At 48.1% G+C, this 25,332-nt stretch carries 25 protein-coding genes and 1 tRNA gene; 15 read left to right on the top strand and 11 right to left on the bottom strand.

All coding sequences use genetic code 11. The annotated features are described in order from the left end of the window. The first annotated feature begins 49 nt into the window (after positions 1–49). Positions 50–1,282, top strand: a complete 1,233-nt coding sequence (locus tag J2S36_RS07210; RefSeq protein WP_309956949.1) for a DNA recombination protein RmuC — start codon at positions 50–52, stop codon at positions 1,280–1,282. A 2-nt stretch (positions 1,283–1,284) separates the two neighbouring features. Here the strand turns inward: J2S36_RS07210 and J2S36_RS07205 are convergent, their stop codons facing one another. After that, positions 1,285–2,334 (bottom strand): 4-hydroxy-3-methylbut-2-enyl diphosphate reductase, encoded by a 1,050-nt coding sequence (locus J2S36_RS07205; RefSeq protein ID WP_309957513.1) that lies wholly within the window; start codon positions 2,332–2,334, stop codon positions 1,285–1,287. Between the two features lie 141 nt (positions 2,335–2,475). Here J2S36_RS07205 and xseA point away from each other — a divergent pair, with 141 nt between their 5' ends. From xseA to J2S36_RS07190, 3 genes are all read left to right on the top strand, one after another. Further along, entirely contained in the window at positions 2,476–3,762 is a 1,287-nt protein-coding gene (gene xseA, locus J2S36_RS07200) for an exodeoxyribonuclease VII large subunit (RefSeq protein ID WP_309956946.1), read from the top strand. A 102-nt stretch (positions 3,763–3,864) separates the two neighbouring features. After that, positions 3,865–4,308: an exodeoxyribonuclease VII small subunit gene (locus J2S36_RS07195; RefSeq protein ID WP_309956945.1), complete on the top strand. Its 444-nt coding sequence runs from the start codon at positions 3,865–3,867 to the stop codon at positions 4,306–4,308. Between the two features lies 1 nt (position 4,309). Further along, entirely contained in the window at positions 4,310–5,278 is a 969-nt protein-coding gene (locus J2S36_RS07190; RefSeq protein ID WP_309956943.1) for a carbohydrate kinase family protein, read from the top strand. Positions 5,279–5,458: 180 nt separating this feature from the next. Here the strand turns inward: J2S36_RS07190 and J2S36_RS07185 are convergent, their stop codons facing one another. After that, entirely contained in the window at positions 5,459–6,220 is a 762-nt protein-coding gene (locus J2S36_RS07185) for an isoprenyl transferase (RefSeq protein WP_309956941.1), read from the bottom strand. A 189-nt stretch (positions 6,221–6,409) separates the two neighbouring features. Here J2S36_RS07185 and trhA point away from each other — a divergent pair, with 189 nt between their 5' ends. Beyond that, positions 6,410–7,204: a PAQR family membrane homeostasis protein TrhA gene (trhA, locus tag J2S36_RS07180; protein WP_309956940.1), complete on the top strand. Its 795-nt coding sequence runs from the start codon at positions 6,410–6,412 to the stop codon at positions 7,202–7,204. Positions 7,205–7,456: 252 nt separating this feature from the next. Then, on the top strand, positions 7,457–7,930 hold the full coding sequence (gene greA, locus J2S36_RS07175) for a transcription elongation factor GreA (RefSeq protein WP_309956937.1): 474 nt from the start codon (positions 7,457–7,459) through the stop codon (positions 7,928–7,930). Between the two features lie 21 nt (positions 7,931–7,951). On the opposite strand, the gene J2S36_RS07170 is transcribed toward greA, so the two are convergent. Then, a complete protein-coding gene (locus J2S36_RS07170; RefSeq protein WP_309956935.1) occupies positions 7,952–8,122 on the bottom strand; it encodes a hypothetical protein in 171 nt (56 codons plus the stop codon). Positions 8,123–8,136: 14 nt separating this feature from the next. Between J2S36_RS07170 and msrA the strand changes: the two genes are divergently transcribed. Continuing rightward, positions 8,137–8,778 (top strand): peptide-methionine (S)-S-oxide reductase MsrA, encoded by a 642-nt coding sequence (gene msrA / locus J2S36_RS07165; protein WP_309956933.1) that lies wholly within the window; start codon positions 8,137–8,139, stop codon positions 8,776–8,778. 194 nt (positions 8,779–8,972) lie between these two features. After that, on the top strand, positions 8,973–9,377 hold the full coding sequence (locus J2S36_RS07160) for an FKBP-type peptidyl-prolyl cis-trans isomerase (protein ID WP_309956932.1): 405 nt from the start codon (positions 8,973–8,975) through the stop codon (positions 9,375–9,377). 170 nt (positions 9,378–9,547) lie between these two features. Here the strand turns inward: J2S36_RS07160 and J2S36_RS07155 are convergent, their stop codons facing one another. Further along, positions 9,548–10,378, bottom strand: coding sequence for a Bax inhibitor-1/YccA family protein (locus J2S36_RS07155; RefSeq protein WP_309956930.1), 831 nt, complete (start codon positions 10,376–10,378; stop codon positions 9,548–9,550). A 462-nt stretch (positions 10,379–10,840) separates the two neighbouring features. After that, positions 10,841–10,914, bottom strand: a tRNA-Leu gene (locus J2S36_RS07150). Positions 10,915–11,158: 244 nt separating this feature from the next. Here J2S36_RS07150 and nhaA point away from each other — a divergent pair. Then, positions 11,159–12,406, top strand: a complete 1,248-nt coding sequence (gene nhaA / locus J2S36_RS07145; RefSeq protein WP_309956928.1) for a Na+/H+ antiporter NhaA — start codon at positions 11,159–11,161, stop codon at positions 12,404–12,406. Positions 12,407–12,498: 92 nt separating this feature from the next. On the opposite strand, the gene J2S36_RS07140 is transcribed toward nhaA, so the two are convergent. The 4 genes from J2S36_RS07140 to eno all read right to left on the bottom strand — a co-directional run bounded on the left by J2S36_RS07140 (position 12,499) and on the right by eno (position 16,658). Next, positions 12,499–13,521 carry a Ppx/GppA phosphatase family protein gene (locus tag J2S36_RS07140; protein ID WP_309956926.1) on the bottom strand — a complete coding sequence of 341 codons (1,023 nt, stop codon included), beginning with the start codon at positions 13,519–13,521 and terminating at the stop codon, positions 12,499–12,501. A 44-nt stretch (positions 13,522–13,565) separates the two neighbouring features. Further along, complete coding sequence (locus J2S36_RS07135; RefSeq protein WP_309956924.1) at positions 13,566–14,162, bottom strand: DUF501 domain-containing protein; 597 nt, start codon at positions 14,160–14,162, stop codon at positions 13,566–13,568. Positions 14,163–14,249: 87 nt separating this feature from the next. After that, positions 14,250–15,182: an FtsB family cell division protein gene (locus J2S36_RS07130; RefSeq protein ID WP_309956922.1), complete on the bottom strand. Its 933-nt coding sequence runs from the start codon at positions 15,180–15,182 to the stop codon at positions 14,250–14,252. Positions 15,183–15,377: 195 nt separating this feature from the next. Then, a complete protein-coding gene (gene eno / locus J2S36_RS07125; RefSeq protein ID WP_309956920.1) occupies positions 15,378–16,658 on the bottom strand; it encodes a phosphopyruvate hydratase in 1,281 nt (426 codons plus the stop codon). 125 nt (positions 16,659–16,783) lie between these two features. On the opposite strand from eno, the gene J2S36_RS07120 reads away from it, so the two are divergent. Together J2S36_RS07120 and J2S36_RS07115 are read left to right on the top strand one after the other, a co-directional pair. Further along, entirely contained in the window at positions 16,784–17,581 is a 798-nt protein-coding gene (locus J2S36_RS07120) for a sensor histidine kinase (protein WP_309956918.1), read from the top strand. A gap of 95 nt (positions 17,582–17,676) precedes the next feature. Then, complete coding sequence (locus J2S36_RS07115) at positions 17,677–18,381, top strand: response regulator transcription factor (protein ID WP_309956916.1); 705 nt, start codon at positions 17,677–17,679, stop codon at positions 18,379–18,381. Positions 18,382–18,401: 20 nt separating this feature from the next. Here J2S36_RS07115 and J2S36_RS07110 read toward each other — a convergent pair whose 3' ends face one another. Continuing rightward, positions 18,402–19,643 carry a YycP family beta-propeller protein gene (locus J2S36_RS07110; protein ID WP_309956914.1) on the bottom strand — a complete coding sequence of 414 codons (1,242 nt, stop codon included), beginning with the start codon at positions 19,641–19,643 and terminating at the stop codon, positions 18,402–18,404. Between the two features lie 387 nt (positions 19,644–20,030). Here J2S36_RS07110 and J2S36_RS07105 point away from each other — a divergent pair, with 387 nt between their 5' ends. Beyond that, positions 20,031–21,428, top strand: a complete 1,398-nt coding sequence (locus tag J2S36_RS07105) for an MFS transporter (RefSeq protein ID WP_309956912.1) — start codon at positions 20,031–20,033, stop codon at positions 21,426–21,428. Positions 21,429–21,510: 82 nt separating this feature from the next. On the opposite strand, the gene J2S36_RS07100 is transcribed toward J2S36_RS07105, so the two are convergent. Then, positions 21,511–21,708 carry a hypothetical protein gene (locus J2S36_RS07100; protein WP_309957553.1) on the bottom strand — a complete coding sequence of 66 codons (198 nt, stop codon included), beginning with the start codon at positions 21,706–21,708 and terminating at the stop codon, positions 21,511–21,513. On the opposite strand from J2S36_RS07100, the gene J2S36_RS07095 reads away from it, so the two are divergent. From J2S36_RS07095 to J2S36_RS07085, 3 genes are read left to right on the top strand one after another with little or no spacing between them, the layout of a single operon-like run. Next, positions 21,699–22,706, top strand: coding sequence for an extracellular solute-binding protein (locus tag J2S36_RS07095; protein WP_309956910.1), 1,008 nt, complete (start codon positions 21,699–21,701; stop codon positions 22,704–22,706). The two genes, J2S36_RS07100 and J2S36_RS07095, sit on opposite strands and share 10 nt — an antisense overlap. Then, positions 22,699–24,231 (top strand): hypothetical protein, encoded by a 1,533-nt coding sequence (locus J2S36_RS07090; protein WP_309956908.1) that lies wholly within the window; start codon positions 22,699–22,701, stop codon positions 24,229–24,231. The genes J2S36_RS07095 and J2S36_RS07090 overlap by 8 nt, the downstream gene beginning before the upstream one ends. Beyond that, positions 24,228–25,325 (top strand): ABC transporter ATP-binding protein, encoded by a 1,098-nt coding sequence (locus J2S36_RS07085; RefSeq protein WP_309956906.1) that lies wholly within the window; start codon positions 24,228–24,230, stop codon positions 25,323–25,325. Before J2S36_RS07090 ends, J2S36_RS07085 begins: the two co-directional genes overlap by 4 nt. Positions 25,326–25,332 lie beyond the last annotated feature (7 nt).

Raw genomic sequence — 25,332 nt, 5'->3', positions numbered from 1 at the left:
ATCGAAAAAGCAAGGAATTTTCCAGGGAGCGGTCAGTTAATCTGTTTTCATGGAAATCAATGTAGTAATAATGATGCTTGTAATGCTTGCAATCGGTAGCGCAGCTGGTTTTTTCGCAGCTAAATTCCAGAATGCGAGCCAATTACGGCAGGTAGAATCAAAGGCAAGTGCTTTACGTGAAGAACTTTTACTCACGCAAGGGCAATTGGAGCAATTACGCGTATCGAATCGTGAGCTATCTGCACGCCACGAGGAGCACGGTGAGCTACTCCAAGCGCTCACCCCGCTGCAAAAGCAACTCGATTTAGTGAATCGGCAAGTATCTGAGCTTGATCAGCATACTGCCGGAGCATCAGAAAAATTACTGAATCAGCTTGCCAATGATGCAAAATTACAGGCAGAGTTACGCAACACTGCAAATGAGCTCAGCTCCGCTCTTCGTTCCACATCCGCGCGCGGAAATTGGGGCGAAATGCAGTTGCAACGTATTTTTGAAGCAGCTGGGATGATCGCGCACGTAGATTTTAGTTTGCAGCAGCAAAGTTCTAATTTCACGGACGGAATCTTAAGTAACGAAAAACGTGGGCTGCGCCCTGATGCTACCGTTCACTTACCGAATGGAGGGCATCTTGCGATAGACGCAAAAGTACCACTCAGCGCATATTTGAAAGCACAAGCGATCACCGGCAGCGATGCTACGCAAATCGCTGCAAAAGCGCAATATCTTAATGCGCACGCAAAAGCGCTGGCTGCGCATGTAAAAGAATTAGTGAAACGGAATTATCCTGCAGATTTTACCGATTCTCCACAACTCACAGTGCTGTTTGTACCTTCAGAAGCATTGCTTGCTGAAGCACTTGAGCGCGATCCAACACTGCTTGAGAATTCTTTTCGTGACGGCGTAGTGCTTACTTCACCTACTTCACTACTTGCATTACTGCGAGCAATTGCCACGATTTGGGCATCATCTGCAGCTACCACTGAAGCAGCAAAAATCGTGAATCTTGGGCGCACACTGATTGATCGCTTAAACGTTACAACAAAACACTTAAACTCACTCGGAAAGTCTCTCAGCGCTTCAGTAAAACACTACAATTCCGCATTAGGTTCATTAGAATCACGCGTACTAACCACTGCAAGGCAGTTCGATTCGATCGAAACGGAAGGGCTGGAATTAACGCAAACAGCTTTGCAGATCAGTGCGGAAGCAGGGCAAGTGCGGCAATTTGTCGATCCAAGATTCACGATTCAAGAATCAGACCCCGATGAAAATCTATTTTAGATTCACTTCGTGTTCTGACTCGAACGTGCATTAGATACCGGCACATCCTTGTCACGCGGACGATGCGGACGATCCACTTCAATTCCTACTTCCTTCAAATCAGAACGGAGATTCTTTGGCAATGAAAAACGCACATCCTCACGCACCGTCTTCACATTCTCCACCTCAGTGAATCCCAGATCGTTCAGCCACTGCACTACTTCACGAACAAGAATCTCAGGCACGGAAGCTCCCGAAGTAACGCCAATCGTGCGCGCACCGGTAAACCAATCCGGATCAAGCTCGCTCACCTTATCCACACGATAAGCTGCACCAGCTCCAGCCTCAAGCGCCACTTCCACCAACCGTACCGAATTAGAAGAATTGGCTGAACCAACTACAATCACCACATCAGATTGCGGAGCCATTACCTTTACCGAACCCTGCCGATTCTGCGTGGCATAACAGATATCATCAGAGGGCGGATCGATCAGATTTGGAAAACGCTCACGCAAACTCTGCACAATTTTCATCGTTTCATCAACCGAAAGAGTAGTCTGTGAAATCCATACCACTTTATTTGGGTCACGCACCTCAATTGCAGCAACATCATCCGGACCGTTCACCACCTGAATATGTTGCGGAGCCTCACCTTGCGTGCCTTCAACTTCCTCGTGCCCTTCATGCCCGATCAATAAAATATCGTAATCTTCGCCCGCGAAACGCACCGCTTGCTTATGCACTTTCGTCACCAGCGGGCAGGTAGCATCAATCGTCATCAATTGCCGCTCATCCGCCTGCTCGTGAACTACCGGAGAAACACCATGCGCCGAAAAAACAACCCTTTTCCCATACGGCACATCTTCGATTTCATCAACAAAAATTGCCCCTCGCTGCGTAAGCGTTTCCACCACAAACTTGTTGTGCACGATCTCTTTGCGGACATAAATTGGAGCACCATACAATTCGAGCGCTTTCTCAACAGCATCCACTGCACGATCCACCCCCGCACAATAACCGCGTGGAGTTGCAAGCAGAATCTTCTTCCCCTCCGGTGAGGGCACAGACGGCATATCTGTTGGAAAAGCAGACACACCCGCAAGCGAGACTTTCGTCCTTTCCATACTTCCGCCTTCGATATTTGCCATCAACATTCCTCCCGTATCAACCGCTATGCCCCCACATTACCAGCAGGAAGTGAAACAATTACAGCTATGAAACAACAGACCCCGATACCGTCACATCTTCCGCAACTCGCAGCTCACACCACGCCAGAGCAGCCGTGGCCGCTACGCCTGCTCTCGACAAAAATTGCCGAGTACGTAAGCAAAATGTCACGTCTCTGGGTCGAAGGTGAGATCATCACCCTCGTACGCCGCCCAAACGCGAAAGTACAATTCTTTACACTCGCCGATTTAGAAGAAAAAGTCTCAATCAACGTAAAAATTTTCTCCCACGCACTCCCTGCCGGCATTGAATCCGGTTCACGCGTAGTGATCTGCGCTAAACCAGACTTCTGGGCAGGAAACGGATCACTTGCATTATTTGCCGACGAAGTACGCGCTGTGGGAATCGGAGAAATCCTTGCCCGCATTGAGCAACTCAAACAACGGCTCGCAGCAGAAGGACTATTCGCCGCAAACCGCAAACTTCCCCTCCCATTCCTCCCGCAAAAAATCGGATTGATCTGCGGGCGCAACACCAAAGCCATGCATGATGTGATCGTAAATGCGCGCGCCCGCTGGGCAAGCGCCGAATTTGCAGTAAAAGAAGTACAAGTGCAAGGCACCGAAGCAGTTCCAGCAATGCTGAAAGCTTTCGCAGAACTGGATGCAGATCCAAATGTAGCAGTGATCGTATTTGCTCGCGGTGGCGGATCAGTAGAAGACCTCCTCCCCTTTTCCGACGAACAACTCGTGCGCGCAGTTGCCGCAGCAAGCACTCCCGTCGTCTCTGCAATCGGCCACGAAACTGATAACCCCGTGCTCGATTTCGTCGCCGACTACCGCGCATCTACCCCAACAGCAGCTGCAAAACGCATCGTGCCAGACGTAACCGAAGAAAAACAAAACTTAAATCAAGCTCTTTCACGAATGCGCAATGCATTCACGCAAAAGATCAACATAATGCAAAATGAGCTCAACCAAATCAGACAACGCCCGATCTTCGCAAACCCAGAAAACTTAGTCATTAACCGTCACGAAGATATCCAAAATCTGCACTACACACTCCGCAACCAAATCCAACACAGAATTAAACTTTCCACCACGGATTTCACAGGTTTACTCAAACAACTGCGGACTTTATCCCCATATTCAACGATTTCTCGCGGATACAGTGTGTTACATAGGATTGACGGCACTATCGTCACCAGCACAAAAGAAGTTAAAGCAAACACAAAACTTGCAGCAATTTTGAAAGATGGCACTCTCGCCCTGCAAGTAAATAATTCTCAAACAAATACAAATACAAATACAAGCGATAATTTCACCCAAAAATAAAAAGCAAAATAGACTCATTCCAAAACTGCCAATACCTTACTAAACTAAACCCGACAGCAAAATAAGTATGCAACTCAAAACAAGCCACAGGAAAGGAAAAACATGAATCATGAACCACCCTCCTCCGCAGGCACAGCAGCTCAACTCGATGCAAAAGTTGCAAACCTTAGCTATGAAGAAGCACGTGCCCAGCTCGTAGAAATAGTGAGTCGTCTTGAGCAAGGAAGTATCCCACTCGAAGAATCGATCACGCTTTGGGAATTCGGCGAAGCCCTGGCACGCCGCTGCGAATCATGGCTCGAAGGAGCACGCGAGCGCCTCGCCCAAGTACAGGCACAGGCACAGGCACAGGCACAGGCACAGGCACAGGCACAGGCACAGGCACAGGCACAGGCACAGGGAAATTATCAGCTAGAAACACAAACCCCAACTAGCCCAAACCCAACAGCTTCTTTCACCGACCCATCCGTTACGATAGCGCACCAAAACAGCGCTCCTGCATCAGCAAAAAGCACCAACACAAGCACAGAAAATCCTAAGGACTAACATGTCGCTGCTCGTAATTGGAGAATCGCTGATCGACGTGATCTATGACGCCGATAATGCCGTCCGCGCAAGACAGCCGGGCGGATCACCATTGAACGTTGCAATTGGGCTCTCCCGGCTCGGGCGCGAAGTCATGCTCCTGACACACATTGGGAAAGATGCCGACGGGCAGGCAATCCAAGATTACTGTGAACGTGAAGGAGTCGAGTTACAACCAGGATCAGTAACAGCCACCCCTACTTCACTAGCTCACGCACACCTCTCGCAGGATCTGTCAGGTATCTACAGTTTTGAAATACACCCCAATTACCCTCACCCACCCACCGATCCCCACGAGCGTGCCGCTTTACTCGAATCAGCACCAAAACTTGTTCACTTCGGGTCAGTCGGAGCACATCTCGCGCCAGGAAATCAAGCAATCAAAGAATGGCTTGACCTCTATCACGGCACGTCCACAATCTCCTACGACCCCAATATTCGGCTCGATCTCGTTGGCCCAGCCACCCGAGTCCGCGAAGAAATCACGAACTTCTTGCCATACATCGACATTTTCAAAGCCTCAGAAGAAGATCTCGCTGCCGTCTTCACCAACGAAACACCAGCACAAATTGCACAACACTGCCTGAAAGCTGGAGTAAAACTCTTCGTCGTCACATACGGCAGCAACGGGCTTGAACTATTCACAACACAACACCAAGTACGCATGCCCGCGATCAAAGCAGAAATAGTTGACACCGTCGGGGCAGGCGATTCACTAATGGCTGCCCTCATTGATGGGCTCGCAAAAATGTCGGTACTCGGAGCAGAAAACAGCAACGGGCTGGCGAATATTTCCCGCGGAATGCTCGTCTCGCTAGGCAAATTTGCTGCCACAGCAGCAAGCATTACCGTCCAGCGTCGCGGAGCAAATCCGCCTACTCGAAAAGAAGTAGCAGCACAATCAGACCTTTACTCAGTCGGCGCGCTCTAACTACAGAACTCCGTATACCCGCCTGAATCTCACCACACATTCTGCAAGAAGGATCTTAAATCTAAGAATTATTTGGCGAGAACCTCCCGCACCAAAGAGCGCAAGAAAAATCCTGCTCCGCACGTCGAGATATTTCACCCGCAAATCCTTCTTCACCCCAGCCGATCGATTCAAAAATATTCACTTCCCGAGCCGTCGCTCACGCAAGGAATAATCACGCAATGCCCGCAAAAAATCAGTCCGCCGAAAATCAGGCCAGTAAGTTTCACAGAAATAAAACTCTGTATGCACCGTCTGCCAGAGCAAAAAACCACTCATTCGCTGCTCGCCAGAAGTACGAATAACCAAATCCGGATCAGGCTGCCCGCGCGTATACATGTGATCCGTAATTGACTCCACTGAAATATTTTCCGCAACCACAGCTAAAGGCACGCCATGCGTAGCCTGCTCACGCAAATAAGACTGCACCGCCCGAGTAATCTCCTGACGTCCGCCATAACCTATCGCCACATTCACCGTCATCCCGGAAAAACTGGCTGTACACGCACAAGCATCACTGATTCGTTTCGCAATAGCTGCTGGCAGCAAAGATAAATCACCAATCGGTAATAACCGCCAATGACCTTTCCTTGAAAGCGTCTCAACTAGACGCGCAATAATATCGAGCAACTCAGTCAGTTCACCAGCAGCCCGCGCCAAATTATCTGTCGAAAGCATCCAGAGTGTCACGATTTCAATCTGCGCAGCATCACACCAGCCAAGCACTTCACTCACGCGATCTGCACCCTTGCGATGCCCAGACGAAGCAGCAACTCCCAAAGATTTTGCCCAGCGACGATTACCATCCAAAATTATTCCAATATGTGCAGGAAGCTTTTGCCCAGCTAATTGCCGACTCAATCGCCGCTCATAAATCGAATATAAAAACTCAGGTACGCGCATGAAAATCACCCAGCTTTACCAGCCACTCGGTCACTAATAAAATAAGTCTAACTGAATCACAGTGTGATTCCTGGCTAATATCCACTCCGATATTAAAGAAAATGGAATGAAAACACTTTCGGAAATACACTCGAAACTAACAGCAAGCACTGCTACCCAAAATATGAGAAGCGGGAAATTGGAGAAATCATGGTGAAAATACGCCAGGCAGCCCAGATCAAGGCAAAGTCATCACCCACCGAAACGGAAAAACTTTCCACCACACGAACACGAAACGAACACACTTCCACCGCATCCCAACACGTGCAAACCCAGCAAAAGAAAAATACAAAACTCCACCGATCCCAGCTACCGAAAACAAAACTTCGCGGCTGGATCCACCTCATTTCCACCCCGCTTTCTCTCGCAAACTCCATCGTGCTACTCGTTTTTGCAGCAAATGGCGGGCAAGCATTCGCCGCGGTACTCTACCTCATCGCCGGCCTCGTTTTATTTGGCTGCTCCGCCACATACCATATTGGCAACTGGAACCCGCGCACAAAAGCAATTCTCCGCCGTTTAGACCATTCAAATATTTTCTTACTCATCGCCGGCACATACACCCCCGTCTCGGTAATGCTGCTTTCCCCACGCGATGCCACTATCGTGCTCTCAATTATTTGGGGCGGATCACTGATCGGCATTCTCATGCACGTCTTTTGGATCAATTCCCCGCGCTGGCTATACGTGATTCTCTACATCCTTCTCGGCTGGGTTGCAATCTGGTTTTTACCCACCTTCTGGCAAAACGGTTCGCCAGCCGTCGTAGTGCTACTCATTGCAGGTGGCGCAGCCTATACGATTGGCGCACTCTTCTACGCATTTCGCTGGCCGAATCCCTGGCCACAATATTTCGGCTTCCACGAATTTTTCCATCTCGGCACTGTCGCCGGATACGCCTGCCATGCCGTAGCGATCTGGCTCGCATTGTTCATTATCCGTTAAACACCTTCATCTCAGCCCGCCCCACTAGCTCATTAACATATCTACGCCTTGGCAGGAATCGGCGCAAATAAATCCGTTTCCCGCCACAACCTTGTTTCGCGTGCAGGAAAAATATCGGCTTCAAATCGGCAATAACGCAAACATGAGATAGACTCATTTCATCAAAAATACACTTACCCGTCTCCCGATATTTCATCTTTTACGAGACAAGCGTCGGGAGGTTCGCGTGTGCAGTTTATCAAAGGAGTAAAAATGGCAGAAAGCACATGGCTTTCCAAAGAAAGCTACGAGCGCCTCACCGCCGAGCTTGAATCATTGAAAACCACCGGTCGCGCAGAAATCGCTGAACGTATCGAAGCAGCACGTTCAGAAGGCGATCTTTCTGAAAACGGCGGTTATCATGCTGCTCGTGAAGAACAGTCAAAAATGGAAGGGCGCATCCAAGAACTCACTTACCTGCTCAACCATGCAGAAGTGGGCGATAACCCAACCGACATCGAAAAAGTAGCACCCGGGCTGATCATCACCGCGCAGGTAAACGAAAATCAGAAGCGTTTCATGCTTGGCGCCCGCGAAGCATCCGCAGATATGGATATCGATGTTTATCCGCAAACAGCACCACTGGGCGCAGCAATTCTCGGTTTGAGAGTAGGCGATAAAACCTCTTATACCGCACCGAATGGAAAAGAATTCCAGGTGGAGATCCTCAATATCGAAACGATTTAATCCATCTCGCTTCGTAAGACTTCACTTATGCAGGTTGGCGCGGGTAAGAATTACTAGCGCGAGCTCGCCAAAACGAACAGCAGCTAATGCGATATCTGTTTCCCTCCTGCATCTGCCATATGCGCTGATCACACCTACATGGGCGCTGCTCACTTCTCGATTCCAGATTGAAGGTCGGAATGTTTCTTTCATTAAAGCAACCACAGATGGTATCTCCAGATAATGCACTATCAGGGCGAAAATCCCCCGTTCTCTCCGCCCCAAAGCCGCACGCCGTGAACGGATCTGAGATCCTCAACCGTCCAGCAGGCTGTGAAATAATTTTTCTCGCCGCCGGCTGCTACTGGGGAGTAGAAGAAATCTATTGGGAGACGGCTGGAGTAAAAACCACAGCAGTCGGTTTTATGGGCGGATACACCCCAAACCCGACTTACGAAGAAGTTTGCACTGGCCTCACCGGACACACCGAAACTGTGCGAGTAGTTTATGATCCGCAGCAAATTTCGATTGGTGAAATTTTGCAAATATTCTTCGAGTGCCACGATCCTACCTCACTTCACAGGCAGGGAAATGACATTGGCACCCAGTATCGTTCAGCTATTTTCACCACCACAGACACCCAATTCCAAATCGCAAATGAGCTGAAAGCAGCATATCAGGAAGTGCTGACACAGCATGGAAAAGGTGAAATTATTACCGAAATCCACGCTCCCGGAGATACCTTATTTTTCCCTGCGGAAGATGCTCATCAGCAGTATCTCTCCAAAAATCCCGACGGCTACCGGTGCCACAGCAAGTCAGGAATCGCATGCCCAATTCCAGGGGCTGGGCCACTTCACCTAGATTAGTTAAATGTGTGACGGTAGGTCACTTTTACTTGCCGTCACACACCAACAGGTTATTCAAAACCATAAAAGATAGATAGTATTAAACGAGACAATCACTACAATGATTGTGAGAGTATACTGGAAACTTTCTCTTGCCAGTGCACGAGATTTCAAGCAACTTATATCCCGCTCATAATATTTGAAAGAGGAACCTCATGGAAGTAATCATGCCTACCGTCAGTGGTAAATTTGGTGACACCCCAACATTGACATTCCCAGTAGAAACTGCACCAAAGGGTTTGCGCGTAGAAGTACTTGAAGCAGGAACTGGCGCTGTTGTGCGTGCTGGTCAGGAAATTGAAGTAAACTATCACGGGCAGATCTGGAATGGCGAAATCTTTGATTCCTCCTACTACCGAGGCGAGCCTTCACGTTTTCCGATCGGTGTAGGCATGGTAATTCAGGGATGGGATCAAGCGCTCGTCGGAAAGCAAATTGGTTCCCGTCTGGTGATTTCAGTTCCGCCGAATAAGGGATACGGCGAAAACGGCAATCCGCGCGCAGGTATTTCCGGTACGGATACGCTTGTGTTTGTAGTTGATATTATTGGGGCACACTAAAATTTTCAGCTGCTGCAGCTATTCACTGCAGCAGCAAGATGCGAGAAAAATTTTTCTGTGTAGCATTTCAGCTTCAATAAACTAGGGGTGTGGGTTCACGAAAATATCGAATCGTGAACCCACACCCCTAGTTCGTTTTCACTTCGCCGCCTTTTGCAGCAAAGTATTATTTACCGTTCTGAGTAGAAAATCATTAGCAGCCGTAATACTTCTACGTATATCCAGAGAATCGTCATCACGATTGCGGTTGCACACGTCCAAGCGAATTGCTTTGGCGCTTGATTTTCAACGGCATATTGCACCATTTCAAAATCAGCAATCAGCATATATGCTGCTACGAACAGCATCAGCACACCAAGCAATACTCCGAGCGGAATGCCAGCCACCGTCACCATGCGCAGGTTTTGCCCGCCAAATATCATCACGATTGTATTCACCAACGCGAAGATGATCCCGCCAATAGCCACGATCATCGCATACTTCATTCCTTTAGAAGTAGTGCGCACCGCGCCAGAATAGTGCAAGGCAAGGCAGACGCCAACAATCACGGTAGTAGCAAGAATGGTTTGGAAAGCAATTCCTGGCAGATACATATCCGCAAAACCAGTAATCGCACCAAGAGCCACGCCTTCCAGCGCGGCATATCCGAGGCTCAGCCCGGCTGAAACTTGCTGCTTGAAAGCAATCACCATTCCCAGCACGCAGGCAATAAGTGAACCAACAATTGCCAGCGGACTCCATAAGCCGACCGGTGCCACAACGACGGTAGCAATTCCCGCAAATAAGGTTGTAGCAAGCAAAATCGCAGTTTTATTCATCGCATCGCGATACGTCATGCGTACTGATTCTGGCTGCAGCACATATGCTGGCTGCTGCGGAGCAAATCCTGATGCCGCATACTGCGCAGAATAATCAGTTTGATATTGAGTTTGATTGAATTGGTTTGGACGCGCCTGCCCCGCTTTGAAGTACGGGTTGCGCTCCATAATTGGGTTGCTCATTTTTCTCCTCAAAATGCCACCGTCAATAATCTTTTACAGATTATACTGGCACCTACTCAAGGTTAGAACCTAGCTTGATCTTCGTATTTCTTGATTTATAGACGAAACACAATTAGGAAGCTAACAGGTAGAAACCTTCTACTTATCCCTTAGTTTAACGAATTGAAGTGGAAAAGCTCATCTGCGTTCAGACTTTCCGCGCAGAGCGTGAATATAACACGAATATCGACTCTCCCATAAAGTCAATAAAACCACCTCGATAAAAATCGAGGTAATAAATTGATAAAAATCGAAGAATAAGAATTTATCAGCAAGATAAAATCAGGATTCCCAACGATTTATTCGAGAACTATCAATTAGTTTGCACAACACAAACCCGTCCGCACCATATCTAAAAGCATGTGCCAGGAAAAAAATACAGATAAAAAATCAGGCTGATATTCAGTATCAACCTGATGAAAGTGCCTCCAGTGGGACTCGAACCCACACTGAACAGATTTTAAGTCTGCTGCCTCTGCCGATTGGGCTATGGAGGCGTTTGTATCGAGCCATGATACTAACTACCGATACCATCGATCAGTGCAAGTACCATCAGAATCTTCCAAACACGTCAAGCATACCGGCAAAATCCGTTCCATACCAAAACCAACACTGCACTAGAAAAATTCGATCAGCACGTTATACCCAAATCTGGGCTCTTCCATCAAAATATAATCGGATCCAGCATTCTAAAAAATCAGCACGTATAATTATGAAAAATAGAGATAGAAGAAGGTAACCATGTCACGGCAACCGTCAATTCCCCAACGCTACCGGAGGGCGCTTCATAATGAGACCACTGCTGGTTTCGTCTTGATTCTCGGTGCAATTATCGCTTTGATCTGGGCAAATTTTCCACTCCCAGAAGTTCGCTCATTTTATTCAAATATTGCAAATTTCCACATCGGATTTACAGCAATAAATCTCAATCTTTCACTAGGACATTGGGCTGCTGACGGCCTATTGGCGATTTTCTTTTTCATTATTGGGCTAGAACTGAAGCAAGAGTTCGCAATTGGATCACTACGTGATTTCCGTAAGGCACTCGTACCAATGATTGCCGCAGTATTTGGCATGATTGGTCCAATTTTGGTTTATACACTCGTGCAGTTACTTTCACAAAGTGGCGAATACGGCGGATGGGCGATTCCCGTTGCTACTGATATTGCTTTTGCACTAGCCATACTCGGACTCTTTGGCAAAGGTATGCCGCCAGCTGCCCGCACCTTCCTCATGACACTTGCTGTCGTTGACGATCTCTTAGGCATTATCTTGATCGCAGTGTTCCTCTCCGACAATCTGAATTTTATTGCGCTCGGAATTTCACTCGTGATTACGATCTTATTCGGGATTCTGGTGCAAAAACGCATCACCAAATGGTATATTTTGTGGCCGCTTGGCTTACTAGCATGGTATTTCATGCTCCAGTCCGGCGTACACGCCACAATATCGGCAGTAGCCTTAGGCTTGACGGTACCAGCGATCCAGACCAAGCAAGAAGCCGAACCGATGACGGCACGTTTCACACATAAAATTGAGTTCTATTCAGCAGGATTCGTACTGCCAATATTCGCATTCTTTGCCGCCGGAGTAAATGTGATAGATTCAGGCGGAATTCTTTCAATGGTGGCAGACCCGGCAGCAATCGGCGTATATCTAGGGCTTCCACTTGGGAAACTCATCGGCATTACCGGATCAGTTTTCGTGATGATCACAATATTCAAGCTCCGCCTCGGAAAATCGTTAAAGATTGCCGATATTATCCCGATCTCACTGATCGCTGGAATTGGGTTCACCGTCTCGCTCTTAATTGCGACACTCTCCTACCCGCCGCTTTCAGTAACCGGTGCGCACGCTCGCGTAGCAGTACTTGTCGGCACTTTACTTTCAGTAATTCTCGGTGGGATAGCTGCAAAAATGCGTGCCGATCATCGGATGCGCAAAGCTCGCCGCACGGAAATCCATACTTCAAAATCCCCTACCGATTAAATCAGTTAGCGAATTGCTGCAGGCAAGTGAGAGATCACACATTAGCTGCAAGCGCTCGCAATTGCTTCTGAGCACCAAAAAATTAACCTATATTAGCCCTTTGAGCTGCAGTTTCCCACTGGAGACTGCAGCTCATTTGCTGCCCACAATGCCAGACCGTCGAGAATATCATGTTCCGAAGTGACCACATGCGAAATCTCATGCCCTGCTTCCTTACTCCGCTGCACCACTCGCTGCACCACTTCCTGCCAAATCAAAGCACCAGCCTGAATCACATCCGCACGGCCAGGATGCATAAATCCGAGAGCTTTGCGTTGCGCTAAATTCGCATCAATAAACCACTGGCAAGTTTCCTGCACCTGCGAAATACTCATTTTCGCACCATGAATCCGCTGCGAATCATAAACATCCAACCCAAGCCATTTCGCGGTAATCGAAGTAACAGTACCTGCCAAACCAATCAATGCATGTGCAGCAGCCAAATCTACATGCATTTCAGCCGTATCAAGGAAAGCTTGCACATCGGCACGTGCGGCAGCAATTGCCGCCGCCGCAGGATTAGCACCCAAATGGCGTTCATGCATCCGTACCGATCCCACATCCATTGAAAACGATGAAAGTAATTCTCCACGCAGCGTCCCTAATGCGAGCTCAGTTGATCCACCACCCAAATCCACAGCAATTACCGGCGCATCTTCCGCTAAATCTAAATCACTGCGATCAACAGCGCAGACGGCTCCTGTAAATGACGTAAGCGCTTCTTGCTCTCCGCTGATCACCTGCGGTCGCACACCGAGCAGCCGATACACGCCGTCAATAAAAATATCGCGATTTTCCGCGTCACGCGTAGCTGAAGTAGCCGCAAAACGGATCGATACAACCTCATGTGCCCTGCATAGCTGCGCATACTCTGCCACCGCATCCAGCGTCCGTTGCAATGCCTGCGGATTAAACCTGCCAGTTTTATCTACCCCTGCGCCCAGGCGCACCACCCGCATCTCACGTACGCAGTCACGCAATGCTGGCCCGCCAAGTGCATTCACTCTCCCCGGTAAAATTTCAGAAATCAGTAGCCGAATCGTGTTTGTGCCGCAATCGATCCCCGCGACCTTCATCTTTCTCCCTTTGTTCAAAAAAAATAAATCCACATCAGTTACTGTTATTCGCGATCAAATATGCACCGGCAGATCTCAGCATCCCAGCCAATCTGCGCAAGCACACGATCCCCAAAAGGCGTCACTCCAGCGCCAACAGCCAAAGCATATCCTGCCAGGGCATGTAAACATTTCACCCGATCAGGCATTCCACCCGCTGAAAAATCAGCGATCTCCAATACTTTCGCAAGCAAATCCCGTCGCGTAATATAGCTTTCATGGGCTGCTTTATGCGCTGCTAAAAGTGCTTCGTCTGATGCCAGCTCGGCATTCAATGCGAGCATTTCACCTGCACTTTCGATACGTGAAATTTCTTTCACGAGCCACGGATGGGTGAGATAAAAAAGCGTCGGAAACGGAGAGCCATCCGGTAAGCGAGGATATGTAATCGTCACGAGAGGCGCGCCGCATCTGCATCGCGCCCCAATTCCAATCAGACCACGCGGCACACGCCCAAGTTGGTGCGTCAAAATTTGAATATCTCCATCTTTTACCTCACTTGCGTTCACTGCAATTTCTTTTAACAGCTGCAGAGATATTTCCGGAATTTCAATTTCATTCTCTAAATTTGCACGCTTTGGATTATCAAACTGTGTTCCCATCGCCACCCTCCCTTTGCGATCACGTTATCCAATGAATTTACTGGCTACCCGTTTATTTCAGCTCTTTTTTTGACTGCTGGCTCATGTTTACTTTGGTGTATCAACTTTTGCACTGCCTGTATCAGGCTGCGGCTCGTTCACTAGCGGCGCATCTTCCGGATTTAGCAACGCTTCAGGTTTGAGTTCTACAGTGCCGGCAATCTCAATTGATTTCCACAGCCCCAGATAAAATGGCATGGATTTACGCCGCAACGCGATCGCCCGCTCTTCTTCACTGGCTTTCTTTTTCTTTTCAGCATCAGTCAATTCGCCACTCACGTAATATAGCGTCTGCCCCGGGAGTACAAAACCGAGCCGCTTCCGCGCTTGCGCCTGCACATAACTTGGATCATTCCACAAGTCTATTTGCTGTTGCAATGCATCCAGTTCAGCTTTCGTCTCGGTCAGCTTCGCACTCAGCGCACGCTTTTCCTCTTGTTGCGCAAGAAAATCCTGCACCGGATTTGCCAAAATAATGACGGCAATCAGGCACGTAAATACGATCGCAAGAATTCGCACCGGGATTTTGCGCGTTTTTGCAGTACCTTGCAGCACCACATCCCAGTCTTTCCCGAAACGTTCACGCACATTTGCCCGGCGCTTCTGCCCTTGCTCTCCCCTCAGACCAGTTTTTAATGAATCCGCAGCTTTCGGCTCAGTATCCCGTCGCTGCACGCGATGATTCCGCTCCTGCCTTTGCGATACTTTCCCCTTGCGTGTACTACTAGGCTGCGGACGGTGAAGTGCAGCATTTGCATTTTCGCGAAGCCTTGGCAAATCACCACTATTTTCTGTGCCGTGCCGTGGTATTAAACGCTCACTATTAGCATTTCGAGTCTGCGAGCTAAGCCCTTTTTGTTTTGCCACATGCTGGTTTTTCTCAACCATTTTGCCGCTAGTGTGCGTACGCTTCGCCCCATCACCAACGACATTACGTGACCGCTGCGACTGTTTCGGAGATTTTGGTTTACGCACACTCATGCTGCCTATCTTATCGTTTGTGCATTACAAATTTCATGAGCACCCGCTAAAGCATACTCACAATAGATATCAGCCAAAATAAATATTTGGAGGCAGGTAGCGCACCGGCACTACCCGCCTCCAAATATGTAGCTATGTATTGCTCTGAATCCTAGTTAGTTACCCACTGCAAACACAGCAAAAGCTCACGTTAATTTACTTCTTGAAACGTGGGAAAGAAGTGCGCCCAGCATATACTGCTGCATCACCGAGTTCATCTTCGATGCGGAGCAGCTGGTTGTACTTGTTTACACGCTCGCCACGAGCTGGCGCACCGGTCTTAATCTGACCAGAGTTAGTAGCCACGGCAAGATCAGCAATGGTTACGTCTTCAGTTTCGCCAGAACGGTGTGAGGTCATCGTCTTGTAGCCTGCACGATGTGCATTTTCTACAGCTTCAAGCGTCTCAGTGAGGGAACCGATCTGGTTTACCTTCACGAGAAGTGCATTTGCAGCACCAATCTCGATTCCCTTTGCGAGACGCTCTGGGTTGGTAACAAAAAGATCATCGCCGACGAGCTGTACGCGATCACCAATCTGCTTGGTGAGCGCAACCCATGCATCCCATTCGTCTTCTGAGAGTGGATCTTCGATGGAAACGATCGGATAATCGGTAATCAACTTCTCGTAGTAGTTCACCATGTAATCGGTTGGCTTGATTTCGCCTTCAAACTGGTAACCGCCGTCCTTGAAAAATTCGGTGGAAGCAACATCCAATGCCAAAGCTACATCAGCGCCTGGCTTCAAGCCAGCCTTCTCAATTGCTTCGCAAATCAAATCAAGAGCTGCCGCATTTGATTCGAGATTTGGAGCGAAACCGCCTTCATCGCCAAGACCGGTAGAAAGACCGCGAGCCTTCAGCACAGCCTTGAGTGCGTGATAAACCTCTGCACCCCAACGAAGTGATTCTTTGAAGGTTGGAGCACCGATTGGAGCAATCATAAATTCCTGGATGTCCACATTGGAATCAGCATGTGATCCACCATTGAGAATATTCATCATCGGCACTGGAAGTACGTGCGCGTTCGGGCCACCAAGATACTGGTAGAGCGGAAGACCAGCAGATTCAGCTGCTGCCTTAGCTACTGCCAAGGAAACACCAAGAATCGCATTAGCACCGATCTTGCCCTTGTTTGCAGTACCGTCAAGATCAATCAGAGTTTGATCAAGTACCCGCTGTTCGGAAGCATCAAGACCAATAATCTCTGGTTCAATCACTTCAGTAACAGCTTCAACTGCACCTTGTACGCCTTTGCCAAGGTAACGTGAATCATCGCCATCACGACGTTCAACAGCTTCGAATGCACCAGTGGATGCACCTGATGGAACTTCAGCACGAGCAAAAGTGCCGTCGTCAAGCACTACTTCGACTTCAACGGTTGGGTTTCCGCGGGAATCAAGAATTTCGCGGGAAGCTACGGCCTCAATAGTTGCCACAAGGACTCCTTTTCTTAATTGAATATGTCGGCATCATTCTACCGCAAATCCGCCGTTTTTCGCTTGGACGTTTGACCCTCTTTCGACTCTTAGCGAACATCGTCCATAGCGCATAGAATTCCGGTATGGAATATCTACCCTGGATCATCGTCGTGCTATTCATTGCAAGCACTGGCATTTCCTTGTATTTGCTGCACTTAAGCCGCAAGCACGCGGCAAAGCTTGCAGCAGAATTAGCTGAAAATGAATTTCGCCCGGCAATTATTTCCCACGAGATCCGCACGCCGATCACTCTTATTTCCGCCGCCGCAGAACTACTCAATGACGGTCTTGCAGGAGAATTAAATCCGCAGCAACGCAATTTCATCCAAACCATCAGCGAAAATTCTGCACAAGTAATCAATATTGCAGAAAATTTTCTGATTAATGTAAAACTCACCAACTCCCAGGCACTTTCACCAGAATCGGTAGATTTGCAGCAAATCGTCACCCAAACTGCACGCGAGCTGCGGCATACTACAACCACTCCAATCAATGTTGAAAGCACAAACGGAATTGGGAAAATCCAGGCAGATCCACAGCTGCTGCGGCAACTGATCTGGAATTTGATCAATAATTGCACTCGTCATGCTGGAGAAAATGCGCAAGTAAATGTGCGAGTTACCACCAATACCAGCAACAGTGCATTGATTGTAATTTCTGATGACGGCGCAGGAATTGCTCCCGAAGAATATGCCAATATCTGGAAGCCATTCACTACCGGCACTGCACGCCGTCCAGGAACTGGCATCGGGATGATGGTGGCAAAACAAATCGTTGCAGCGCACGGAGGAAGTATCATGCTTGATTCCATTCCCGGTAAAGGTACCGCATTTCATGTGCTCTTACCGTTAAATCAAACGCCAGTACGGAAACGTCAGTGATACAAAACCAAGTTAAACGGATTACGACCAGCAGTAAATAATCTACATCCCCGGAAAATACCGCGAAATCTGAACAGCGAATTAAGATAAGCATCATGCAAAATAAACCTCGTGCCCTCATTGTCGATGACGAAAAGCAAATGACCGCAATAGTCGCATTTACACTGGAAACTCAGGGTTTTGTGTGTGATTGCACCCATCGCGGAAGTGACGCGAAACAACTACTGGCAGAACGAAACTATCAATTGATTGTGCTCGATGTGCTCATGCCAGGAATTTCCGGAGTGGAATTAACGCGGCAAATTCGCGCCATGCGCGTCGAAACTCCAATTATTCTCCTGACCGCACTTGGCGAAGAAGAACACCGGATCAAAGGGTTGGAAGCCGGGGCCGACGATTACGTGACCAAACCATTCAGTCCACGCGAGTTGGCTTTGCGCGCCGGAGCAATTGTCCGCCGTGCGCAGCCAGCCAAATTGGAAACCCAAATTAAAATCGGCGAATTATCTGTTGATACTCAACGTATCGAAGCGAAATGGCAAGAAAAAATATTCACCGAAAGCCTTACCGAAGTGCGGATTCTTTGGCTGCTGGCAAATAATGCCGACGAACTGGTGCCAGCGCGCACTCTGATTACCAAAGTTTGGAACACTACAGATTTAACTGGCGGACGCGAAATGCTGAAAACAGCAATCTACCGTCTGCGCAAGAAAATGCAAGGCAGCGGGCTTGATAGCAGCTGTATTGAATCTCGCCGCAGCCTAGGATACGCATTAAACAGCGCTTTGATGAAACAATGAAATACTGTGAAGTACCGCAATCACTGCTTACCACCGTGATGCTTTTCAAGCCAGTTCGGGTTAATCGCAATATCCCGAATCACATTCCTTGACATTCGCAAACGATCAATACTCGGCAGACCGTTTAGATCAAAATAATGCGTCTTTTCACCTGTCGGAAGATCATATTTGGCAAACTCAAGTAATTCTTTATGACGGCTTTCGTTCAATACGAACACAGATTTATCGGTTACATAAAACACTGCCCCTCCCCTTTGCTGAAACAAATCAAGAGTAAAGAGATACGTAACGATTCCAGAGGAAAGATTTACCGAAAAAACTTTCCCGTCTTTCCAAGACACCCAGTGATAGGCAGAAGCATCAGAATTCAAACTCCCGCGCACACTGCTAAAACTCTCCGCGTTAAAATCATGTTTTGCTGTTTCTGAAAAAATAAGCGGAATTTCTTTATATGCACCAGAAGCAGTATCCCAAGAACGTAAAACAAGCTCAGCATCCTGATTATGTGCATTATATTTTTCCGCTAACATATACATCACCCCATTCACACACGGGGAATATTCCGCAGCCGGTCCATATTCATAAAGATCTGTGCGATTCACCTGCCCTAAAATCCGGGATTCCACATTTTCTGGCTGAGGATAAAGCTGTATTAAAACTTCTGAAGTTTCAGGAACACTAATATATTTTCGGGTTGTAAAATCAAGCTCTCTATCATCAGTAATCCCAACAATCTGTTCTCCGCATTGAGCAATTGCCATAAACATCCCAGGAGCTTCCCAAGCTGCAAACGAAGCTTGGCTTCCAGAAACCACTCTGTTGCGATAACCATTCTCTGCAAAGCCCACGTTATATACCGAAATAAACCCATCTTTTTTGCCATTAACAAATCTAGATGTTTCAAACTCTTCTTTCGTTCCACGCGATTGCGAGATTAATCCAGTATTAGTAAGCAGATACTCCGTTTCTAAACCTCCGAAAAATAGCCCATTTCTTGCCCAGGCAAGCTGCCCGTGATCCATAAGACCTACGTCAACATAATCAGCAGTGCCATCTTCTCGAACAAGCAGCAAGTATCCCTCGGTAGCTGCTCCAAAACTATCTCCATCATGCAGCTGCGGACTAAGCCGAAGTGCAAACACAATATCGTCAGTCAATTTCACATCTTCCAAAGAAACACTATGTAAATTCGATGCAGCACACCCCGCCGCAAGCAGCACCGTCATACCCAATAAGAATCGCAAAAACTGACGCTTAAGCATTTTAGCTACCGCATCATATCTTCTCGATCAGTTATCAAAACCGCTACCAGAAAATCCAAAAACAGCAAAAAATACCGAACTTACAATTCCGGCAATCCGAATAAAATGCTTCTTCATTGAAACTCATACCACTCAAATAAATACACAATTATGAGGCAATACACATCACAACCGCTAGATTTAATGTAACATAAATCTCAATCGAAATCAGTAAAACCGCCAAACTTCCTGAAATTCTTTCCCGAAATTCGGAAGTTTCTGCAAAAACATTCACTACCAGCAAAGTAACACTTTGTTACCAAGCGTGACCCTACTACAAGAAATGTCACCATTGTTCTTCCCATACTTAACTAGTAAGAGCTCAACGACGACCTCAAGGTAGTTAATATGACAAATAATTCACGCAGTCTCGGCTTCCTTTCGGCTCCGCCGAAGGCACAGCCAGTAGCACAAAGCCAAGTGGCTTCATTTTACAAGCGCTATCGCGCACAAGCATTTATCGGGATTTTTCTCGGTTATGCCGGCTTCTATCTGATCCGCAACAACGTCTCGCTTGTTTCCGCAATCCTGAAAGAATACGACGTCCTCAACACCGTCGGCATCGGTATTGTAGCCAATGCCGTGCTTTTCTCATACGGACTTTCAAAGTTCTTCATGGCAATGCTCTCCGACCGGGCAAATGCACGCTACTTCCTCCCCCTCGGGCTCGCACTTTCGGCACTAATGAATCTCGTAGTCGCATTCGTGCCGGCAGTTTCCGCAAGCGTAGGGCTATTTGCGACGGTAATGTTCATCAACGGCTGGTTCCAGGGCATGGGCTGGCCTCCATCAGGCCGCGTGCTCGTACACTGGTTCTCCACTAACGAACGCGGTTGGATGACCTCAATTTGGAATTGTGCGCACAACGTTGGCGGTGCCGGTGTAGGTATTATTTCCGCATGGGCAATCAGCCACTTTGCTGCAAGTGCAGCAGACTGGACTCCTGCTTTCTGGGCGCCGGCAGTCGTCGCACTGCTCGTGGCACTCGTGGCGCTCTTCCTGATTCACGACCGTCCGGAAGCTGTGGGACTGCCGACAATCGAAGAATACCGCAACGATCCGGCAAAAGTTGAAGTAAAAGCAGAAACGATTCCGTGGAAAGAGCTGCTCTTTAAGCACGTGCTTACCAACCGCGTAGTGGTAATGCTCGCTGTAACCAACGTATTTGTATATACACTGCGCTACGGGGTGCTGAACTGGATCCCAATTTACCTTACCGAAGAAATTCACGGCGCAAACATTAAGGACGGTTTCATCGGCTTCGCAATCTACGAACTTGCAGGCATTATCGGCACACTGCTGTGCGGCCTTGTCTCCGATAAGGTCTTCAAAGGGTGGCGTTCTGGCGCTGGCATCCTCTTCCTAGTTGGCGTCGGCGGTGCGATCGCCGCTTACTGGCTGATTCCAAACACTGCTCCAATGTGGATTTTCTACCTTTTGATTGCCCTCATCGGCGGACTCATCTACGGCCCAGTGATGCTGATTGGTTTGCAGGCAATTGATCTCTCCCCACGGAATGTAGCTGGCACCGCTGCCGGATTCACCGGCCTGTTCGGCTATCTGCTTGGCGCGACACTCGCCTCAACTGGCGTTGGCATTTTGATTCACAATTACGGGTGGGACGTCACCTATGGTGTACTGCTCGGGATCGTGGTGCTCTCAGTGATTTTGATGTGGATCGTCGGCAAGGATGAGCGCAAGTTGATGCAAGCTCACGAAGAGCTCCAGCAGCTGCAGCAAAATTAAGCTTTTATCCGAAAACCTCTCAGTGAATGTGGTGGCTGACGGCAAGTTAGCCACCACATTCTGATCCACGCAAACTTCATTTTCAGCGCACAGCGCCATGTTTGCGGTGAGCTTGATCCACACAGATAACGAATTTTTGCGCAAAACTTGGGCTAATCCCCAAAACTTCCGCAGAAATTTCATGCGAGCGAGCAAAGCGCTCAACAATAATTCCTGAAAATTCTAGTGGCGCAACTCCCCTCAGAACCACAAAAGGAATAGAATTTTGCAATGAATTCAATTTGGCTGCGCAAATATCTGCCCCGGTTTATTGCCCTCGGCTGCCTGTTTTGCGTTCCCCTGATTCTCATTTTTTCCCTGCGCATAAACCAAAATCAACTGCATGTACTGTGCGCCAATAACTACAACTCATGCAAAGCACTCGTTTCCGAATACGAAAAAATGAGTGGAAAAAGTGTGCGATTGGTGCGTCTGCCAACTTCAAAAGCACTCGAAAAACTTACTGTCAGCGTAAATGCCCCTGAATTTGACGTGTTCATCGGCGGCCCAGCGGAAGCATACGAGCAGGCTCGCGTACGCGGAATCATCACCCCACATCAACTTAGCGATATTGCCGATCCTGATTTTTCTACCGAATATTGGCTCGGTACTTACGGTGGGATCCTCGGATTTTGTATCGACCCGCAGCGCACTCCCGTCAACACAGCCCCACATTCCTGGGCTGAATTGCAAGATCCACGATTTCACCGCCAACTCATCCTGCCATCTCCGCTCACCTCCGGCACAGCGAGCACAATGATTGGCACACTCAACGAAATTTTTCCGATCCGCAGCGATTATTTACAGTATTTACGTACACTGCATACGAATACGCTCACATATACCGATTCTGGTACGCATCTGGTAAATCTCATCGCTGACGGTCAAGCAGCCGTGGCCGTCACTTTCGCCCCATATTGCAACGCATCAGCAGAAGCACATCTGAAAGTAATTTATCCATCCGATGGCACAGGCTATGAGGTAGGCGGTGCCGCGATTGTGCGTGGCGGAAATTTCCGTGCAGCACAAGACTTTCTCCGCTTTGCCGTTTCGGATTCGGGTCAAGCACTCGTGGCGAGTATTGAAAACCAGAATCCGCTCTCACGAAATCTGCCAAATAATCTTGCCGCTTCTCTCGCCGCACTGAAAGTACCAGTTTACGATCTGAACACAGCCAATGCCGGCTCACAGCGAATGAAACTGATTGAATTATTTGCACGCGAGGTGCTTTATGATTAAACAAGATCCGCCTTTGGCGCCAACAACTGCAAATCCCTCACTACATTCTGCAAGATTTGCCGCCAGAATATTGTTTATTTGTCTTTTCGTCGTCAGCATCTGCTTATTTTTTACGATCAACTGGAATATTTTTACGCTCCCCACATTGCATACGCTAATATTTGCAACTAGTGTGGCGCTTCTTGCGGTACCTTGCGGCACTTTCCTTGCGATCACTGCGCTCATTTCACAACGAAAAATCCTGCTCACAGCGATTGCCGTCACTCCTTTATGCTTCCCGTCAGCAGCAATCGGGATCGCAATCAGCGCTAGCCCGTTACCTGTGCCAAGCTATTCCTGGGCGCTGCTTGCTTGCGTTTACTTCATTTACAGCGTGCCGATCGGATACATTTTCCAGATGCTATTTCTCGCACCAAACTTTCCGGCTATTTTTGCGCAAGCAGCCACGCTTGCAATACCGCCCGCTCGCGCTTTGCGTTTGCTACTTTTACCACGGCTAAAGCTAACCTCTCTTTCTGCCTTTTACCTTGTGACGATCTGGATTATTTTCGATTCTTCAGCAAATCTTGTATTTACTGGAAATTTTCAAACCTTAGCGAAAGTGTTTTACAGTGCTTTGAGCGCTGCACCGGTAAGTATTTTTGACGCAATTAAAATTGGTCTTTTTTCTGCTACTTGCGCAACGATGATTTCACTCTTTGCGCCACTTAGCTTGTCGGCAGGAAAGATACACACTTCAAAGCTGCACATCTCCCAGTATTTCTCCGATTTTTCACGCAAACTCTTTCCGATTGCAGCAATATCCGGTGTCGTCTTATTTAGCCTGCTCGTATCTGCGCTACGGATTTTCGCAAATTCTGAGGCACTCCAGATCCCTTGGGAAGAGCTTTTTAACACTTTGCTCATTCTGCTCTTAACTGTCCCATTATCTGCTACTACTGGTGTGGCTTTTGCTTTGCACCGTTGGAAGTACCCGCAATTATTCCGTTATTTTCTAATATTTGCGGCGCTTTTTGGCTTCACCTGTGCCGGGCAGACCGCTTCGGCACTCTTTCAAAATCCGCTTCATATTGGCAAAATTCAGATCCTTCCAGCTTTGATCGGAGCTGGTGCTTGGGGCAACGGAATTTTCGGAATGATTTTGTGTTACATCTGCCTTTGCGTGCCAGTAGCCTATTTGATTGCCGATATTTTCATTCTCAAACCTGATCCATCCATGATCTCAGCACAACTTCTGCGTGCTCCAAGATTACGTATTTTGCTCCTTGCACTACGGGAAAATCGCTATCTAACAACCGCGATTGCAGCAATCCTGAGCGCAATCGTAGTATCACAGACGGCTCCCGGGATTTTCGTGCAGCCAGCAGATTTTCCGCTCCTCGCCCCCGCGATTACCACCTCAGCTGAGGCTGGACTAACCGCCCAAGCATTTGCCGCATCTCTTGCAAGTGCTTTACTTTCGTTATTGTTCCTGATTTTTGCAGCATTCATTTTCAAGTTCCGACGGAAGGGAAACAGCCTGTGAGCTTACATATTTCAGGGCTAAATGTCCGATACCGCACACGGATCTTGCATGATATTTCACTACAGATTGCTGACGGTGAAGTACTGGCAATCATTGGTCCATCCGGTTCCGGAAAAACTACTTTCTTGCATGCAATTGCAGGTTTAACTCAGATTGAAACTGGCAAAATCAGCGTTAATGGCATAAATATCACGCAGCTGCGTACAGATCGGCGACGTGTAGGTTTGGCATTCCAAAACCCGGCGCTCTTCGATATGACGGTAAAGGAAAATATTGAATTCGGGATCGACGATCCAGATATCCCAGCATTGCGCCGAGCACAACTTGCAGACATCACAATGTCGGCACTAAATATTATTGATTTAGCGCAACGGCATGTACGTACGCTTTCAGGCGGGCAAGCCCAGCGAGTTGCGCTTGCCCGCACACTTGCCGCTGAACCCCAGATACTGTTGCTTGATGAACCAATGGCACACCTGGAAGCAGCCGTGCAACAAAATATTCACGCCGATCTGCTTGCCCAAATCAAACGGCATCAGATCCCGACCATCTACGTTACACATGATTTAGCTGATGCTTGCGCAGTAGCCGATCGGATCGCGGTAATGGATCAGGGGCAAATCGTGCAGATTGGCACGGCAGAAGAATTATTTTTCCGCCCAAATTCGCCGGTAGTAGCACAAATGCTGGGTGTGGCAAATATATTTTCCGTGCAGGCAGAAAAAAGCCCACATGCACTGGGCAAAGAAGCTGATATCGGCGTACAAGATGGCGCAAAAGTAAGTATCAGCCTTGGACGAACCACAATTCTAGTATCGTGCGCCAAATCCTTTACCGGCGCAGGGATTGTCTTTTTTACGCCAAATAATGTCATCCTAAGGCACAGTAAAAGCAGATCCGTCTTCGGCTTGACCGGAAAAGTACTGCGCCGCAGTTTTGCACGCTCGCACTACATTTATTGGCTTGAAACAGAATTTGGCACTGTAATTTCCTGGCAACTCACGCAGTACCCGCCTGGTGCATATGTAGACTTGGATTTTCAAGCTGGTTGGGCAATCCCAGCAGCAGCGGAACCCCAGACTCTTGTAGATTAGCTTAACA

It is taken from the genome of Arcanobacterium hippocoleae, from assembly GCF_031456295.1.
GTDB classification, from domain to species: domain Bacteria; phylum Actinomycetota; class Actinomycetes; order Actinomycetales; family Actinomycetaceae; genus Arcanobacterium_A; species Arcanobacterium_A hippocoleae.
Note: the sequence above shows the minus strand (reverse complement) of the source record. Positions and strands in the feature narration are given on the sequence as shown.

Coding starts and splice junctions, on each gene's coding strand:
- J2S36_RS07210 (WP_309956949.1), top strand. CDS start 50: ATGGAAATCAATGTAGTAATAATGATGCTTGTAATGCTTGCAATCGGT.
- J2S36_RS07205 (WP_309957513.1), bottom strand. CDS start 2,334: ATGCCGTCTGTGCCCTCACCGGAGGGGAAGAAGATTCTGCTTGCAACT.
- xseA (WP_309956946.1), top strand. CDS start 2,476: ATGAAACAACAGACCCCGATACCGTCACATCTTCCGCAACTCGCAGCT.
- J2S36_RS07195 (WP_309956945.1), top strand. CDS start 3,865: ATGAATCATGAACCACCCTCCTCCGCAGGCACAGCAGCTCAACTCGAT.
- J2S36_RS07190 (WP_309956943.1), top strand. CDS start 4,310: ATGTCGCTGCTCGTAATTGGAGAATCGCTGATCGACGTGATCTATGAC.
- J2S36_RS07185 (WP_309956941.1), bottom strand. CDS start 6,220: ATGCGCGTACCTGAGTTTTTATATTCGATTTATGAGCGGCGATTGAGT.
- trhA (WP_309956940.1), top strand. CDS start 6,410: ATGGTGAAAATACGCCAGGCAGCCCAGATCAAGGCAAAGTCATCACCC.
- greA (WP_309956937.1), top strand. CDS start 7,457: ATGGCAGAAAGCACATGGCTTTCCAAAGAAAGCTACGAGCGCCTCACC.
- J2S36_RS07170 (WP_309956935.1), bottom strand. CDS start 8,122: ATGAAAGAAACATTCCGACCTTCAATCTGGAATCGAGAAGTGAGCAGC.
- msrA (WP_309956933.1), top strand. CDS start 8,137: ATGGTATCTCCAGATAATGCACTATCAGGGCGAAAATCCCCCGTTCTC.
- J2S36_RS07160 (WP_309956932.1), top strand. CDS start 8,973: ATGGAAGTAATCATGCCTACCGTCAGTGGTAAATTTGGTGACACCCCA.
- J2S36_RS07155 (WP_309956930.1), bottom strand. CDS start 10,378: ATGAGCAACCCAATTATGGAGCGCAACCCGTACTTCAAAGCGGGGCAG.
- nhaA (WP_309956928.1), top strand. CDS start 11,159: ATGTCACGGCAACCGTCAATTCCCCAACGCTACCGGAGGGCGCTTCAT.
- J2S36_RS07140 (WP_309956926.1), bottom strand. CDS start 13,521: ATGAAGGTCGCGGGGATCGATTGCGGCACAAACACGATTCGGCTACTG.
- J2S36_RS07135 (WP_309956924.1), bottom strand. CDS start 14,162: ATGGGAACACAGTTTGATAATCCAAAGCGTGCAAATTTAGAGAATGAA.
- J2S36_RS07130 (WP_309956922.1), bottom strand. CDS start 15,182: ATGAGTGTGCGTAAACCAAAATCTCCGAAACAGTCGCAGCGGTCACGT.
- J2S36_RS07120 (WP_309956918.1), top strand. CDS start 16,784: ATGGAATATCTACCCTGGATCATCGTCGTGCTATTCATTGCAAGCACT.
- J2S36_RS07115 (WP_309956916.1), top strand. CDS start 17,677: ATGCAAAATAAACCTCGTGCCCTCATTGTCGATGACGAAAAGCAAATG.
- J2S36_RS07110 (WP_309956914.1), bottom strand. CDS start 19,643: ATGCTTAAGCGTCAGTTTTTGCGATTCTTATTGGGTATGACGGTGCTG.
- J2S36_RS07105 (WP_309956912.1), top strand. CDS start 20,031: ATGACAAATAATTCACGCAGTCTCGGCTTCCTTTCGGCTCCGCCGAAG.
- J2S36_RS07095 (WP_309956910.1), top strand. CDS start 21,699: ATGAATTCAATTTGGCTGCGCAAATATCTGCCCCGGTTTATTGCCCTC.
- J2S36_RS07090 (WP_309956908.1), top strand. CDS start 22,699: ATGATTAAACAAGATCCGCCTTTGGCGCCAACAACTGCAAATCCCTCA.